Here is a 15,098-nt window from a genome sequence, read left to right on the forward strand (position 1 = left end):
AGAGTGCAGCGTGCGAATCTGGGCGGTAGCCAATCAAAAGGGCGGTGTGGGTAAAACCACATCTGTTGTGGCGTTGGGTGGTCTGCTGGCAGAAAGCGGTAAACGCGTGCTGGTCGTGGACCTGGATCCCCACGGGTCGCTGACCAGTTGGTTCGGGTATGATCCGGACACCATCGCTCACAGCGTTTTCGACCTGTTCCAGCACCAGGGCAAGGTGCCTGATGGCTTGCCTGCCCAGTTGATTACAGACACCAGTTGTCCGGGGCTCTCCCTGCTGCCGGCCAGTACAGCGCTTGCAACCCTTGAGCGGCGGATGGTCGGTGTTGAGGGAATGGGATTGATCATATCCCGGGCCCTGGCCCAGCTGTGGGACGATTTCGATTATGTCCTGCTGGATAATACACCCTCGCTGGGCGTACTGATGGTCAATGCCCTTGCCTCTGCACAGCACCTGATCATCCCGGTACAGACCGAGTTTCTCGCCATCAAGGGCCTGGAGCGCATGCTGCACACACTCACCATGATCATGCGCTCCCAGAAGAACCAGCTTTCCTACACCATTGTGCCAACCCTGTTTGACCGGCGCACCCAGGCGTCGGTAAAAAGCCTTAACCAGCTCAGGAAAGCCTATGCCGATTCGCTCTGGCGGTTTGCCATTCCTGTGGATACCAAATTCCGGGATGCCAGCCAGGCGGGCATAACGCCATCATCACTGGACAAGGAGACCCACGGTGTCAGGGCCTATGTTCGGCTGTTAAACGATCTGCAGGAGATGACCGGTTCAGTGGCGGAGCGCCGGCATGCCTGACAAGAAATTGACGCAGGTGGCGGACCCGACGTCGGCCATTGCCAGCTACCTGGATGAATTGCTGCATACGGCAACGGATACCGCCTGGCAGGATGAACCGATACCGGAGCCGCCGAAACCGGTTGTTCGTGAGCGTGCCCGTGTGGCGCCGCGGCCAGCACCGGTTATGGCCAGGCCGGCCCCGGAAGTGGAGATTGAAAAACCGGAGCCTGTGGTACCGGCGGTGGTTAAGACGCCTGACGTTGAAAGCCCTGAGCTGAAAACTGAAAAGGCCGCCGACATTCCGTCACCACCGGCAGCGGCCCCACCTGGCCGGCCAGAGTGGTCCGACAAGCCTTTCGAGTGCCTTATTTTTTCGGTCGCAGGCCTGCAACTGGCGGTACCTCTGATCCTGCTGGGGGCCATTCACCGCATCGAGGAGCCGGTGAAGCCGATTCCCGGAAGCCCGCGTTGGTATATGGGCATGCGACCGGACCGGGACCACAACCTCCGGGTGGTGGATACGGCAGAGTGGATTATGGCAGGCCGGGCGCCGGCCAATGCCAGGGACAACTACCGGTTTGTGATCCGGCTGGATAGCAGCGAGTGGGGGCTGGCCTGCGATGACGTGGCCCAGTCCTTTACCCTGAAACCGGACGAAGTGCGCTGGCGAACGGCCCGCAGCAAGCGGCCCTGGCTGGCCGGAACGGTCATTGACCACATGTGCGCATTGATTGACGTGAAAACCATGGCGGACTTACTGGTCCGGGCCGAGCGTGAACAACACCTCGATCTGAGCTAGACGGTTTTAATGAAAGTTGGTTACTGAATGAAACCGTGCTGTGCTGGCACGGTTTGTGCCCTTAACTATAGTATTGGGCACTGATGATGAATTTTTGACGATCAGGTTGCCCACAGGGGCGGCCCACAGGAGACACAAGGCTATGGCATCCCCGAGCGGACAGAAAAATCAGGCCCAGGACGATCAGGTACTGCAGTACGTTACCTTCAGGCTGGATGACGAAACCTATGGCATTGATGTCATGCAGATCCAGGAGGTGCTGCGGTACACCGAAATTGCGCCGGTTCCCGGTGCTCCGGATTATGTTCTGGGCATCATCAACCTGAGGGGCAACGTGGTCACCGTTATCGATACCCGCCGTCGCTTTGGTCTGGCGGATGCGGAAGTAACAGATGCAACACGCATTGTGGTAATGGAGTCGTCCAACCAGGTGATGGGCATCCTGGTGGATTCCGTGGCCGAGGTGGTGTACCTGAAAGCCAGTGAAATCGAAACGGCACCCAATGTGGGGAACGAGGAAAGCGCCAAGTTCATCCAGGGTGTGTGTAACAAGAACGGCGAGCTGATCATACTGGTCGAGTTCGACAAGATGTTATCAGAGAACGAATGGGCTGAAGTCTCGGCTCTGTAACGCCGGCTGTCGCGGGCGCGCAGGCACGATGGAAGGCCCTGGAACAATCAACCGAGGACGTCCATCATGTTTGCAGATATTTCTTCCCTGGCTCCGTGGCTTTTGACCGCCGTCGCAATGGGCCTGTTGTTTGTTCAGGGCCTGTTGTCCCGCCGCGAAAACCACAAACTCCGGGAACAACTCAAAGAACGCTGCGAAACCCTGGGCCGGGAGCTTCACGCAACCGCCAGTGGCAGTATGGGCGTGGGGCAGCGGGTAGTCACCTGTGAGCGCCAGATTCATGAGCTGCGGGGCATGCTCGACGAAATGCGCCAGAATGACCCCCTCAGAATATCCTACGATGAAGCCTCAAGGCTGGTTGATCTCGGGGCCGATATCGACGATCTTATGAACACGTGCGGAATTTCCCGTCCCGAGGCCGAGCTGGTGTCAGCACTCAGAAAACGTCAGGCGGCCTGATACCATGCTGTTACGGACGTTACTGGATGAAGAGAGTCTACGCCAGGGCCCTTGAGGCCCTCAGGTCGGTATCCCGCCATGATTTTGTTTCCGGTTCCGATCTGGCCCCCTCGATAACCGGCCATTCCATCCCCCGCGAAGAAACCATCAGCCATATCCTGTCTCTGGTTCCGGAAATAGAGCCGGACCAGGTGGTGATGCATGTGGGTGGTGGCTCCGGCTACCTTACGGCAGTGCTTTCGGAGTTGGCCCACCGGGTAATCTATCTGGAAAAAAACCCGGTGGTAGCGGAAGCCGCGCGGGAGCGGTTTTTCCGCCTGGGCATGCACAATGTGGATGTTCTTGTTGCCAGTGTTGAGGAAGCGCCGGAGCCTGATCAATCGTGCGATCTTGTCCTGTGCACAACGTTTATCACAGAACGGAATGCTTTGGTTTCCTTACTGCGGGAAGGTGGGCATCTGGTCTGTCTTGAAGGGCGCGCGGGTCCGGTTCCGAGTCTGGCCATGTTCGTGAAACGGGATGACCGGCTGGAGCGGGTCCGCACACTTGGCTGGGTCGACTTTAACCGCAACGTGGAACAGATCCTGATAGACCAGGGGATCATTGACGACAAAGTTCTGGCAGAGGCAAAAGTCGAGGCTGCGAAGCAGAATAGCCCCTTGCTCGATGTCCTTCGACGCAAGCTGAATCTTGAAGAAATTGATCTCTATCGGTCCCTCGCCCGACAGCGGGGCATGACTTTTACCGATGCGGATGAGCTGCTCCCGGATCTTCATCCGGCACTGTTCAGGCGATTTTCCCGGACGTTCCTGGATCTGTCACGCCTGATTCCGGTTGCCCAGGACGACGGCAAAATCACCGTTGTGACCGATGATCCGGATGCGCGTACTGATCAGTTGGAACGCCTGACCCCCAGCCAGGTTATTGACTGCCTTCTGGTAACGCCGACTGATTTTCGCCGGATCTGGTCAGCGCTGGATCTGACGGCAAAGGGCCTTGGTTTTGTGGCCGATCACGGCGACGGTGTGGGTGAAAAACCGGCTGCGGCTGGAAGCAAAGACCAGCTGCTGGGTAGCGATCGGGGGAGCAGGCATGTCAGTCCGTACCTGGTGTCCGTCTACGAAGCTATCCTGTTGGATGCCGTGAGTGGAAAAGCCAGCGATATTCACATTGAACAGTATGGAGACCGGATCCGCATCCGCCTCAGGGTAGATGGCGACCTCCACGATTTACCCCAATACCAGTTGTCACCCCGCGAGATCAAAGGGGTTATAAACGTTATCAAGCTCCGGGCGGAACTGAACATTGCCGAGCACCGGTTGCCCCAGGGCGGCCGTTCCCGATTGCAGCTGGGCGATATGGCCTATGATCTGCGAATCCAGACTCAGCCATCGCTTCATGGTGAGCATGCCATTATCCGGTTATTGCCCCAGACCGGGCGCGCCATGACCATTTCAGAGCTCGGGATGTCTGCGCTGGTTGGCGCCCGTTACCAGCGTTTGCTGGACAACCCGGCAGGCCTGGTACTGGTAGTTGGCCCTACTGGTTCAGGAAAATCGACCACCCTCTACGCGGGCCTGCAGACCCTGGCTGACGACGGGCGCCGGAAGGTCATTACGGTAGAGGATCCGATCGAATACTCGATCGACAATGTTCAGCAGACCCGGGTGCGCACTGAAATCGGTTTTGGCTTTTCCGATGCCATGAGAGCCTTTGTCCGGGAAGATCCGGACGTCATTCTTGTGGGCGAAATTCGCGACCAGGAAACGGCGCTGGAGGCGATTCGTGCGTCACAGACCGGGCACGTGGTGCTTTCGACACTGCATTGTAACGACGCGGTCGATTCACTTCAGCGGCTTTACGACCTGGGCGTTCACCCCAATTCCATTGCCGGTGAGCTGTTGGCAGTCATCGCCCAGCGCCTGGCCAAGCGAATCTGTAAGCATTGCCGCAAGCCCGCCGAGCCGGATGCGGTGATAATGGCCGAGGTGTTTCCGGACGGTCCGCCGGCGGACTTCCGGTGTTTCGAGGGAGCGGGCTGTGACAGCTGCAATGGCCGCGGCACCCAGGGCAGGGTGGCGATTATTGAGTATATGGAGGTCGATGCCGATATCCGTAATGCCATTTCCAGCCAGCCCCCGATCGGAGAGCTTCGCTGGCGAGCCCTGGATGCGGGGCTGATTACCATGCGAGACAGTGCTCTGGACCACGTTATTGAAGGCATTATCCCGCTGTCGGAACTGCCACGGATTCTTCCCAGGGAACGCATGGCGCCGGAAGTCCGTGGTGGCCGCAGGAGTCAGCAATGAGCAGCAATAATCAGACGTCGAAATCCGCCCAGCGTGAGCCTGCTGAGGTTGTCTATTCAGCAGAGCTGGAGAAGCTCAAGGGTATGGACCACGGTCCGGTGCCGCCCGGCTGGCACATGTCTCCCCGTGCCGTGGAAAAATTCGTGATGGGAGATGAGACGCTGGGGATTGAACGGAAATTCGTTGCTGACCGGGCTACGGTGGTCCGGATCATCATTTCATTGTGCACCAGCCGCGGATGCCTTCTGGTAGGCGAGCCCGGGACTGCCAAGTCGTGGTTGTCTGAACTGTTGTCGGCCGCGATATCGGGCAGCTCCACCCTCACTCTTCAGGGCGGCGCGGTCAACCAGGTCGGCCAGCTACTGTATAGCTGGAACGAATCTGTTCTGCATAACGAAGGGCCCTGCCTCCAGGCACTGGTGCCAAGCCCCTTGCTGAGGGGGATGATGGAAGGCCGTATGGTGCGTTTTGAGGAGATTGCCCGTTGTCCGCAGGCACTGCAGGATGCTCTGCTGTCTGTGTTGTCAGACCGGGTGGTCGTAATCCCGGAACTGGCCGGGGCGGAAGGTGTGGTGCTTGCCCGGGAAGGCTTTAATGTCATCGCGACCTCGAACAGCATCGATGAAGGTGTCCACCGCATGAGTGCTGCCTTGAAGCGACGGATGGACTTTGAGGAAATTCGCCCGATACAAAACCTGTCGGACGAATTGGGTGTGGTGCTGCGGGAAGTTCGTAAGGCCAATGCCCGGGCAGGCATCGACGTGGACCTTGATGAATCGGTGGTCGAGGTTCTGGTGACCATGTTTCACGAACTTCGCAACGGCCAGACGCTGGATGGTCGCAGTACCGACCGGCTGGCGGGTTCCGCCCTGTCCACGGCAGAGGCGGTTTCCGTGGCCCACGCGGCCAGCCTGAACGCCTGGTATTACGGCGGCGGCAGCATGACAGTGGAGCAACTGATGCACCACATTATTGGTTCAGCCCTCAAAGACCAGCCGGAAGACCGGCGCCGGCTGCGGCATTACTTCGAGACAACGGTGGCGCCGAGGCGAGGTGATAACTGGCAGCAGGCCTGGGCGCTCCGGTCACTGATCCGCTGAGGCATCCGGTGCTCCCGGTTTCCGGTCATCGGGGGTCAGTCCCCGGATATGGAAGGCAAACGCCAGAATTTCGGCAATCACCCGGTACAGTGAGTCCGGGATCTCTTCATTCAGCGAAAGCCGCGCCAGGATACTTGCCAGCTCTGCGTTCTCATACAGTGGAACGTTATGCTCCCGGGCAATGCGGATAATTTCCTCTGCCAGTTCGTGGGTGCCGGTTGCCGTGATTGTCGGGGCTTTGTCACCATCGTAATTAAGTGCGACGGCGGCTCTGCTGTGGTGATCGGTCTCTGATGTCATGCCCGGGTATCCACCAGTCTGTGTTCGAGTCGGGTGACGCTGCTCTGGGGTGTGCCGCGGCGGCATTCCAGGTCTGTCACCTCCAGACCCAGGTCGGCCAGGCATTGCCGCAGTGCGGGCAGTTCCTGATTCACCCGGCGCAGGGTCGTCTGTTTCTCTGCCCAGAGCCGGGCACTGACCGCCTGCTGCCGCAGGGCAACATCGAAGTGCAGCGGGCCGGCTTCATCCAGATCCATCGCCAACGATAACCGCCACTCGGCCGTTGCCCTCGTCGGGGATTTTCGTTCCGACTCCGTGTCCTCCAGATACTGTTCAATCCTCAGTTGTGCCAGTCTGGGTTCGTTCTGCGGTGTCAGCCATGGCAGGTCCAGCAGCAGGGTAGAGGCTGGCGCTGCCGTGTCGCCACCGCCTCTGGCCGTTAATACCTGGCTGTGTAACTGGTTGACCGTTATACGGTTAAGCATTCCCGCCAGCAGGCGGAGCATTTGCCCGACACTCGGGGGCTCGCCGTCGCTGCGGGCCTGGGGGGCTGCCAGAGCCTGCGGGAATTGCAGCGGAGCCTGCATAAGCTCAGGGGTTGCTATGGGTGTCAGCCGGTTGAACTGTTCCGGCGTGCTGCCCTGTTGTGTCAGCAAGGCCGTAATGACCCGGCCAAGGGCCAGCTTGAGATCGGGGATCTGGCTGGCAGGAGCCTGGGCCAGGCGTGACTCCGCAAACAGGCCGCTTTCAGCAATCCACTGGCGGACCTGTTGCGTTGCCGTGGGCTGGCTGCCAGAGCCGGGTGCCAGGTTGTTGCCGGAGGGAAGCCTGGCTATTACTTGCTCAATCGCCTGCCGGGCAGCTTCCGGGAGCGGTTGTGCCGGCCTTGACGAGGGCAGCTGGCCGGGGAGCGGATCTTGCCTGAGGCCCTGTGTCAGCGTGTTCACAAGCCTGGTCAGGCCGGCATCAATAGACTGTTGCCAGGGCAGGCGCTGGGCCAGGGCGCGGGCAATGCCGGCTTCCGGTGCCTGCGCCAGCTTGCCCATCAACTGCAATTCATTACCTGCCCGCATGACCTTGACCCAATCACCGATTTCCAGGGAGGTATCACCAATGGCGGCCTGAACGGTCAGTGACTGGCCGCGAATATCCAGCAACAACTGCGCGCCAGCGGACGACTGGCGGTTGATCACTTCCGCCACCCGTGCCAGTGTGGCTTCGCGGTTGGCAAGCTTGAGCTGGTCGAGAAGGACCCGCGCGGAGGCCGCATCCGGTGTGGCCACTGGTTGCTCTCCCGCCGGCCGGCTGGGGACCGGCACGGGTGCCTCTGTTTTTGGCGGTGGTATAGGGTTACCGTTTGGTAATTTCATTGCCACTGATTTGATGTCAGACAAGAGTAATCCTGAGACGCTTTCGTTATAATACGCCCCGCCGGCAAGGTTTGCCTTCCCGAACGTCTGAACCCGCCGGGTCAGTAATGTCTATAAGCCCTGGGGCCCCGATGTCTGAGCCGTTACTACAGGCTGTCAATCTTGAGTGTGAACGTGATGACCGGGTACTGTTCCGGGACCTCTCGTTTTCCATACTGCCCGCTAGTCTGATCCGTGTCGAGGGCCCGAACGGTTCCGGCAAGACCACCCTGTTGCGAATACTGGCCGGACTGAACGACAGTTACAGTGGCGACTTGCTCTGGCGCGGTAAAAGTCGCCATGGATACCGGGAAGAATTTCTCCGCAATATGCTCTATCTCGGCCACCGCCCCGGAATCAAGCCCCTGCTCACCCCCATGGAAAACCTGCGTGCCCTTATGGATGGCCGCCGGTCAGTGCCGGACAAGATTCTGTGGCAGGCACTGGAGGGCACCGGGCTTGGTGGTTTCCAGACGGTGCCCTGCCGTAATCTCTCCGCGGGCCAGCAGCGACGTGTAGCCCTCGCCAGGCTGCTGATAGCGGATGAGCCGCTGTGGATACTGGACGAAGTATTCACCGCGATTGATATTCAGGGCGTGGCCGCCCTCGAGAGGTTGCTGGTTGAGCGGGTGGAGAATGGCGGCGCCATCGTCGTCACAACGCACCATGATTTGCGGCTGCCCTCAATGCAAAGGGTTACCCTGGGCGGAGGCGACGGTTATGGCCACTGAGTTCACCGTCAGCCTGCGCTCCCCCGAGGTATCGGTAGGCACAGCAACCGCCATGAAAGCAGTCTTTGTCCGGGACCTGAAAACAGCGTTCCGTCAGCCCCAGGATCTGCTCAATCCATTACTGTTCTTCGTGATGGTAGTAAGCCTCTTCCCCCTTGGGGTTAGCCCGGAAGTGTCATTCCTCCAGCAGGCCGGCAGCGGTATCCTGTGGGTGGCGGCATTGCTGTCAGTGCTGCTGTCACTGGACCACCTGTACCGGCATGATTTCGACGATGGCACGCTGGAGCAATTGGTACTTCAGCCGCAGCCACTGTTTCTGCTGGTGCTGGCCAAATCCCTGGCGCACTGGGTACTGACGGGGTTACCACTGGTACTGCTGACGCCGGTTCTTGGGGTAATGGTGCACCTGGAAGGGAACTCTGTTGCGGTATTGTGTCTAACGCTGCTGATCGGAACGCCCGTGCTCAGCCTGATAGGCTCCATCGGGGCAGCGTTAACGCTTGGTTTGCGGTCGGCAGGGGTGCTCTTGTCACTGCTGATCATTCCGCTGTACATTCCGGTGCTGATTTTCGGTACCGGAACAGTGATGGCCGCCTCCGAGGGTGCGCCGGTGGCGGGACAGCTGGCACTGATGGGGGCGTTTCTGGTGCTGGCCCTGACATTGGCGCCCTTCGCATCGGCAGCCGCTTTACGGATCAGTCTGTCCAACAGTTAAAAGTAGAAGGGTAGCAACCTGATGTGGCAAATTTTTCACAAGCTGGGCTCGCCGAAGTGGTTTTTCGGTATTGCGTCAACATTGATGCCCTGGCTGCTTTGGGTTGGCGTCGCGCTGTTGGCAGCAGGTATCGGCTGGGGGCTCGCCTTTGCGCCCCAGGATTACCTGCAGGGCAATAGTTACCGCATTATTTTTATTCATGTGCCCTCGGCCTTTCTGGCCCAGTCTGTCTACATCATGATGGCGGTAGCAGGCCTGGTGACCCTGGTCTGGCGTATGAAACTGGCCGATGTTTTTGTCAAAGCCGTCGCACCGGTGGGAGCCGTTCTGACCTTTCTGGCCCTGTTTACCGGGGCGGTCTGGGGTAAACCGACCTGGGGAACCTGGTGGATATGGGATGCCCGGCTTACCTCGATGCTGATCCTGTTGTTTCTGTATTTCGGTGTGATAGCTTTAGGTGCAGCCATATCGGACGAGAAGTCGTCGGCGCGGGCGGTTGCTGTTCTGGTGCTGGTGGGTGTCGTGAATATACCTATCATCAAATACTCCGTGGAGTGGTGGAATACCCTTCATCAGCCCGCAACCTTCAAGCTGACGGAAAAGCCAAGCATGCCTGCGGAAATGTGGGTGCCACTGTTACTCTCGGTACTGGGGCTGTATATGATTTTCGGCTGGCTGGCCTGTTTGCGGATGCAGACCGAGATACTGATGCGGGAAAGTCGCACCCGCTGGGTGAAAGAACTGGTTCAGGCAGGGGGGAACTGATCCGATGGCATTTGACTCGTTCGGCGCCTTCATCGCTATGGAAGGGCACGGTCCCTATGTGTGGACCTGTTACTTCGTGTTCTTCCTGTTAATGGGTGCCGTTGCACTGTGGTCACTGCGTCAGCGTCGTTCCGTTATTGCCCAACAGCGCCGCCAGATGGATATTACGCCAGCACGGGACATGAGCCCGGCCGGCGCCAGCTTTACCCGAATTGAACCTTCACAAGACTGACTGGTAGACGAACCATGCATCCGATCCGTAAAAAACGGCTCACCATTGTCCTTTTCCTGCTTGTGGGCGTGTCGGTGGCCGTAGGCCTGACCACCTATGCGCTGCGACAGAACATCAACCTGTTCTATGACCCCAGCCAGATTGCTGAAGGCGAGGCGCCGGTGGATGTGCGTATAAGAGCCGGTGGTATGGTAGAAGAGGGTTCGGTCATAAGGGATCCGGAAAGCCTGAAGGTGGAGTTCAAGGTAACGGATTTCACCTCATCGGTATTGATGGAGTACACCGGTATCCTGCCGGATCTGTTTGCCGAGGGCCAGGGGGTTGTTGCCATGGGACGTCTGGATGGCAATGGCCGCTTCGTGGCGGACCAGGTGTTGGCAAAGCATGATGAAAATTACATGTCGCCTGAAGTAAACGAGGCACTGGAAAAAGCGGCCGGTAAACGCGCCGCGATCTCTGATGCACAAGGCGAAGCGGCCGCCAGCTACTGAGCCCGCCGGCCACCCTGTTGAATTAGTTGGAGAACTCTGATGTATCCGGAACTCGGACAGATTGCACTGATACTCGCGCTGTTGCTGGCAGTGTTGCTTTCCGTGGTCCCTCTTGCGGGCTCGGTGACTGGGCGTGACCAGTTGCAGGCCTTTGCCAGGCCACTGTCCGCAGGGATGTTTGTGTTTGTGGCCCTGGCCTTCGGAATACTGACCCATGCTTTTGTAACGGATGATTTTTCCGTGGCTTACGTGGCCAATAACAGCAACAGCATGCTGCCCTGGTACTACAAGTTCAGTGCCGTATGGGGTGGCCATGAAGGCTCGCTGCTGCTCTGGATACTGATGCTGGTAGGCTGGACCCTGGCGGTTGCCGTGTTCAGCCGCCGCCTGCCGGCGGTGATGGTATCCCAGGTATTGGCAGTGCTCGGTATGGTTGCGGTGGGTTTCCTGCTGTTCACCATCATCACCTCCAACCCCTTCGATCGCACACTGCCCAACGTACCGGCTGACGGCGCCGATCTGAATCCTCTGCTGCAGGATTTCGGTCTGATTGTGCACCCGCCCATGCTCTACATGGGTTATGTAGGCTTCTCCGTGGCCTTTGCCTTTGCCATAGCGGCTTTGATCAACGGCAAGCTGGATGCGGCCTGGGCGCGCTGGTCACGCCCCTGGACAACCGTGGCCTGGGCGTTCCTCTCTCTGGGTATTGCCCTTGGCAGCTGGTGGGCCTATTACGAGCTTGGCTGGGGTGGCTGGTGGTTCTGGGACCCGGTGGAAAACGCATCCCTGTTGCCCTGGCTATCCGGAACGGCGTTGATGCACAGTCTTGCCGTCACCGAGAAACGAGGGGTGTTCAAAAGCTGGACGGTGTTGCTGGCCATTGTCACCTTCTCCCTGAGCCTGCTGGGTACCTTCCTGGTGCGTTCGGGTGTGCTGACGTCCGTGCACGCCTTCGCGTCCGATCCGGATCGCGGCACTTTTCTTCTGGTGCTGCTGGCAATCACCATCGTATCCAGCCTGACCCTGTATGCGTTCCGGGCGCCGGTGGTGCATGTACGTTCCCGTTACGGAACCCTGTCGCGGGAGATTTTCCTGCTGCTCAACAACGTTCTGCTGGTGGCAGCAACCCTGCTGGTACTCGTGGGAACCCTGTACCCGCTGGTACTGGATTATCTTGATATGGGCCGGCTCTCCATTGGTGAGCCGTTCTTCAGCCTGACCTTCAGCCCACTGGCCATCGCCGCCGGCCTGTTGCTGGGTGCTGGCATATTCTCCCGCTGGAAGAAAACCGACGGCGGCTGGCTGGGGCGCAAGCTGCTATGGCCTCTGGCAGTCAGTATTGTGGTGACGGCTGCGGTTCTGGTGGGTTACGGAGGGTTCAAACCCTGGGCCTTCGGTGGCGTCTTCGCGGCCGTGTGGGTGAGCGTTGCAACCTTCTGGGATCTCTGGGATAAGTCCGGCTCGAAAAAAGGCCGGCTCCATGGGCTGAGGCGCCAGTCGCGAAGCTACTATGGCATGGTACTCGGGCACCTGGGGCTGGCCATTACCATGGCTGGTGCGACCGTGGTATCCAATTACGGAATAGAGCGGGACGTAAGGATGTCGCCGGGCGATACCGCCTCAGCGGGGGGCTACCAGGTGGCATTTACCGAGTTCGGCAACCGACGGGGCAAGAACTTTACCGCGGAATACGGACGTTTTGAGGTTTCTGATGGCAACGGTCGGGTGGTTTCGACACTTTACCCGGAAAAACGCCAGTATATGGTGCAGCGCAACACCATGACCGAAGCCGGGATAGATGCCGGGCTGTTCCGCGATGTGTTTGTGGCGATCGGCGAGCGGGTTTCTGACGACGCCTGGGCGATCCGTCTGCAATACAAGCCGTTGGTGCGCTGGTTGTGGCTGGGTTCTCTGTTCATGGCGGCAGGCGGCTTCCTGGCCATTTCTGACCGCCGTTATCGCATTCGCGACAAGGTATCGGAAAGCCAGCCGTCGACGGCACCCCGGCCGCAGGTCGGTGACAACAGTCGCCCGGATCCGGCAGGGGCTGTGTCATGAAGCGGCTGTTCCTGTTTATACCGGTTATTTTCGCTGTAGTACTTGGTGTGTTCCTGTTCGCCGGCATCGGCAAAGACCCCAACAAGCTGGAATCGGCACTGATTGGCAAGCCGGTGCCGGAATTCCGGTTGAAGGACCTTCACGACGAAGAGCGTGAACTGACCCGTGAGGTGTTCAAGGGTCAGGTATCGCTGCTGAATGTCTGGGGGACCTGGTGTCCGGCCTGCCGTGATGAGCATGACGATCTGGTGTGGCTTGCCGAAGAGAAGGGGATCCGGATCGTCGGCCTCAACTACAAGGACAACCGTGACGATGCCCTGGTCTGGCTGGACAGGCTGGGCGATCCCTACCAGGTGTCCATCTACGATCCCCGTGGCCGGCTTGGCTTTGATCTGGGTGTCTACGGCGCACCGGAGACCTACGTGATCGATGCCGAAGGCATCGTGCGCCACCGGCATGTTGGCGTGGTCAATGAAAAGGTCTGGGAACAGGATATCGAGCCCCTGGTCAATCGTTACAGGGAGAAGATCTGATGATTCGTGCTGTGCTGGCCGCGTTGCTGCTGATGGCATTCGGACCTTCGTCAATGGCCCAGTCCGACGATGTGTACAGTTTCGATTCCCGCACAGAAGAGCAACGGTTCCAGACGCTGATCTCGGAGCTGCGCTGCCCCAAGTGCCAGAACCAGAACATTGCCGATTCCAATGCCCCGATATCCAAAGATATGAGGGACGAGGTCTACCAGATGATGTCAGAAGGCGCCCGCAACGAAGAAATCGTCGATGCCCTGGTCAGCCGATTCGGCGAGTTTGTGCGTTACAAACCCGAGGTGGACAGCCGGACGATCCTGTTGTGGGCTACCCCGGTGATCGCCGTGGTGGTTGGCTTCCTGGTGGTTGCCATTATTGTAATACGCGCCCGTCGCAATGGCGAAAGCGAGCCTGCACTCACTGATGAGGAGCGTGCCCGGGCATCAAGAATTCTTGCCGGGGATGATTCCGATCGCACATCCTGATTATTCCATTTAACCGGACCATGACTGCTCCATGACACAGACTTTCTGGCTCACTGCAGCCGTAATGATCGTACTTGCGCTGGCTTTTATTATTGCACCGCTGTTCTTCCACCGCTCGGGCCGCCGCGCTGAACTGGACTTGCGTAACCAGAATCTGATGGCCTATCGAAGCCGGATGTCGGAGCTGGATCGCGAGTATGAGTCGGGGGCCATGGACGAAGACAGCTATCGTCAGCTTAAGGAAGAACTCGCGGGCAGCATGCTGGATGATGTGCCGGATGCTGACAGGGGTATGCTGGAGTCTCCGGCGCAGGTGAACAAAGGTGGCAAAAGCTCCGTTGCCGTAGTGCTTGCCAGTCTGGTGATAATCCCCGCTGCCGCTGTGTTTCTGTACCAGCAATGGGGGGCACTGGATGATGTCGAGCAGTTCCGCTCCATGCAGGAAATGATGGCAGCGGATGGCGACCGTCTCGGGCAGATGCAGAAGCTCACGGCACAGTTACGGGAGCGCCTGGAGGAGAATCCGGACAATACGGAAGGCTGGGCGATGCTGGGCCGGACTTATATGCGCCTGGAACAGTACAGCGATGCCGCCTGGGCCTTTGAGCGGCTCGCCGGCAGCATTGATGACGACGACAATGGTAAGGCCGTGGCGTGGGGGCTGTCGGCGCAGGCGCAGTTTTTCCTGAGCCAGGGGGGCATGACGCCCCAGGTGACAGAGACCATCGAAAAAGCCAGGGCTCTTAATCCGGATGAGGTGAATTCCCTGGGATTGCTGGGTATCTATGCGTTCAGCCAGGAAGACTACGAAGGGGCGATTCGTTATTGGGAGCGGATTGTGGATGTGGCGCCTGACCATCCTCAGATCGGCTCTATACGCCAGGGTATCGAGCAGGCCTATCAGCGGCTCGGTCGCGAGGCGCCTGCCGACGACGCAGCGGTTGCATCCGGGCCGGGTGTGACCGTCCGGGTGGAGATTGCCGAGTCGTTCCGGAACGAGGTTCCGGACGACACCACACTGTTTGTTTTTGCCCGCAGAGCCGAAGGGCAGGGTGGGCCGCCACTGGCGGTTGCCCGCCTGACCGCGGGCCAGTTGCCGACAGATGTACGTCTGGATGACCGCTTCAATATGTCACCGGATTCAAAACTGTCCGATGCTGGCGAGGTACGTGTGCAGGCGCGACTTTCACGGTCAGGCACTGCGCGGCCCCAGGCCGGTGACTGGGAGGGAGAGCTTGACCAGCCGGTTGCGGTAACCGGTAACGAAGCCGACCCGGTCACTCTGGTTATAGACACCCGGCTGGTGCAGTAGCCA

The 15,098-nt window shown here is 59.1% G+C and carries 17 protein-coding genes; 15 read left to right on the forward strand and 2 right to left on the reverse strand.

All coding sequences use genetic code 11. The annotated features are described in order from the left end of the window. Window positions 1–10 precede the first annotated feature (10 nt). The 6 genes from QPL94_RS10265 (at window position 11) to QPL94_RS10290 (ending at window position 6,088) form a co-directional block, all read left to right on the forward strand. Entirely contained in the window at window positions 11–808 is a 798-nt protein-coding gene (locus QPL94_RS10265) for a ParA family protein (RefSeq protein WP_285357165.1), read from the forward strand. After that, a complete protein-coding gene (locus tag QPL94_RS10270) occupies window positions 801–1,589 on the forward strand; it encodes a chemotaxis protein CheW (RefSeq protein ID WP_285357167.1) in 789 nt (262 codons plus the stop codon). Before QPL94_RS10265 ends, QPL94_RS10270 begins: the two co-directional genes overlap by 8 nt. Before the next feature lie 142 nt (window positions 1,590–1,731). Further along, window positions 1,732–2,220 (forward strand): chemotaxis protein CheW, encoded by a 489-nt coding sequence (locus QPL94_RS10275; protein ID WP_137434955.1) that lies wholly within the window; start codon window positions 1,732–1,734, stop codon window positions 2,218–2,220. Between the two features lie 66 nt (window positions 2,221–2,286). Continuing rightward, window positions 2,287–2,679, forward strand: coding sequence for a DUF2802 domain-containing protein (locus tag QPL94_RS10280; RefSeq protein WP_285357169.1), 393 nt, complete (start codon window positions 2,287–2,289; stop codon window positions 2,677–2,679). A gap of 26 nt (window positions 2,680–2,705) precedes the next feature. Next, window positions 2,706–4,988: an ATPase, T2SS/T4P/T4SS family gene (locus QPL94_RS10285; protein WP_285357170.1), complete on the forward strand. Its 2,283-nt coding sequence runs from the start codon at window positions 2,706–2,708 to the stop codon at window positions 4,986–4,988. Further along, window positions 4,985–6,088: an ATP-binding protein gene (locus tag QPL94_RS10290; RefSeq protein ID WP_285357172.1), complete on the forward strand. Its 1,104-nt coding sequence runs from the start codon at window positions 4,985–4,987 to the stop codon at window positions 6,086–6,088. Before QPL94_RS10285 ends, QPL94_RS10290 begins: the two co-directional genes overlap by 4 nt. Here the strand turns inward: QPL94_RS10290 and QPL94_RS10295 are convergent. Both QPL94_RS10295 and fliK read right to left on the reverse strand, forming a co-directional pair. Further along, the gene (locus QPL94_RS10295) at window positions 6,074–6,388 is read right to left on the reverse strand and encodes an EscU/YscU/HrcU family type III secretion system export apparatus switch protein (RefSeq protein ID WP_137434953.1); all 315 of its coding nucleotides are present in this window, start codon (window positions 6,386–6,388) and stop codon (window positions 6,074–6,076) included. The genes QPL94_RS10290 and QPL94_RS10295 overlap by 15 nt on opposite strands. After that, entirely contained in the window at window positions 6,385–7,737 is a 1,353-nt protein-coding gene (fliK, locus tag QPL94_RS10300) for a flagellar hook-length control protein FliK (protein ID WP_285357898.1), read from the reverse strand. The genes QPL94_RS10295 and fliK overlap by 4 nt, the downstream gene beginning before the upstream one ends. Before the next feature lie 131 nt (window positions 7,738–7,868). Here fliK and ccmA point away from each other — a divergent pair, with 131 nt between their 5' ends. Genes ccmA through ccmI form a run of 9 tightly spaced genes read left to right on the forward strand, consistent with a single transcriptional unit; the run spans window position 7,869 to window position 15,095 of the window. Further along, window positions 7,869–8,507: a cytochrome c biogenesis heme-transporting ATPase CcmA gene (gene ccmA, locus QPL94_RS10305; RefSeq protein WP_285357174.1), complete on the forward strand. Its 639-nt coding sequence runs from the start codon at window positions 7,869–7,871 to the stop codon at window positions 8,505–8,507. Beyond that, window positions 8,497–9,222 carry a heme exporter protein CcmB gene (ccmB, locus tag QPL94_RS10310; RefSeq protein WP_285357176.1) on the forward strand — a complete coding sequence of 242 codons (726 nt, stop codon included), beginning with the start codon at window positions 8,497–8,499 and terminating at the stop codon, window positions 9,220–9,222. Before ccmA ends, ccmB begins: the two co-directional genes overlap by 11 nt. Window positions 9,223–9,243: 21 nt before the next feature. After that, a complete protein-coding gene (locus tag QPL94_RS10315; protein ID WP_285357178.1) occupies window positions 9,244–9,987 on the forward strand; it encodes a heme ABC transporter permease in 744 nt (247 codons plus the stop codon). A gap of 4 nt (window positions 9,988–9,991) precedes the next feature. Beyond that, entirely contained in the window at window positions 9,992–10,219 is a 228-nt protein-coding gene (gene ccmD, locus QPL94_RS10320; RefSeq protein ID WP_285357179.1) for a heme exporter protein CcmD, read from the forward strand. 14 nt (window positions 10,220–10,233) lie between these two features. Continuing rightward, on the forward strand, window positions 10,234–10,710 hold the full coding sequence (ccmE, locus tag QPL94_RS10325) for a cytochrome c maturation protein CcmE (protein ID WP_285357180.1): 477 nt from the start codon (window positions 10,234–10,236) through the stop codon (window positions 10,708–10,710). A 39-nt stretch (window positions 10,711–10,749) separates the two neighbouring features. Continuing rightward, window positions 10,750–12,768 carry a heme lyase CcmF/NrfE family subunit gene (locus QPL94_RS10330; protein WP_285357181.1) on the forward strand — a complete coding sequence of 673 codons (2,019 nt, stop codon included), beginning with the start codon at window positions 10,750–10,752 and terminating at the stop codon, window positions 12,766–12,768. Continuing rightward, a complete protein-coding gene (locus QPL94_RS10335) occupies window positions 12,765–13,301 on the forward strand; it encodes a DsbE family thiol:disulfide interchange protein (RefSeq protein WP_285357182.1) in 537 nt (178 codons plus the stop codon). Before QPL94_RS10330 ends, QPL94_RS10335 begins: the two co-directional genes overlap by 4 nt. Next, window positions 13,301–13,783, forward strand: a complete 483-nt coding sequence (locus QPL94_RS10340) for a cytochrome c-type biogenesis protein (RefSeq protein ID WP_137434944.1) — start codon at window positions 13,301–13,303, stop codon at window positions 13,781–13,783. The genes QPL94_RS10335 and QPL94_RS10340 overlap by 1 nt, the downstream gene beginning before the upstream one ends. A gap of 31 nt (window positions 13,784–13,814) precedes the next feature. Beyond that, the gene (ccmI, locus tag QPL94_RS10345; protein ID WP_285357184.1) at window positions 13,815–15,095 is read left to right on the forward strand and encodes a c-type cytochrome biogenesis protein CcmI; all 1,281 of its coding nucleotides are present in this window, start codon (window positions 13,815–13,817) and stop codon (window positions 15,093–15,095) included. The last annotated feature ends 3 nt before the right edge of the window (window positions 15,096–15,098 follow it).

Source organism: Marinobacter sp. SS13-12 (assembly GCF_030227115.1).
In the GTDB taxonomy this organism is placed as follows: Bacteria; Pseudomonadota; Gammaproteobacteria; order Pseudomonadales; family Oleiphilaceae; genus Marinobacter.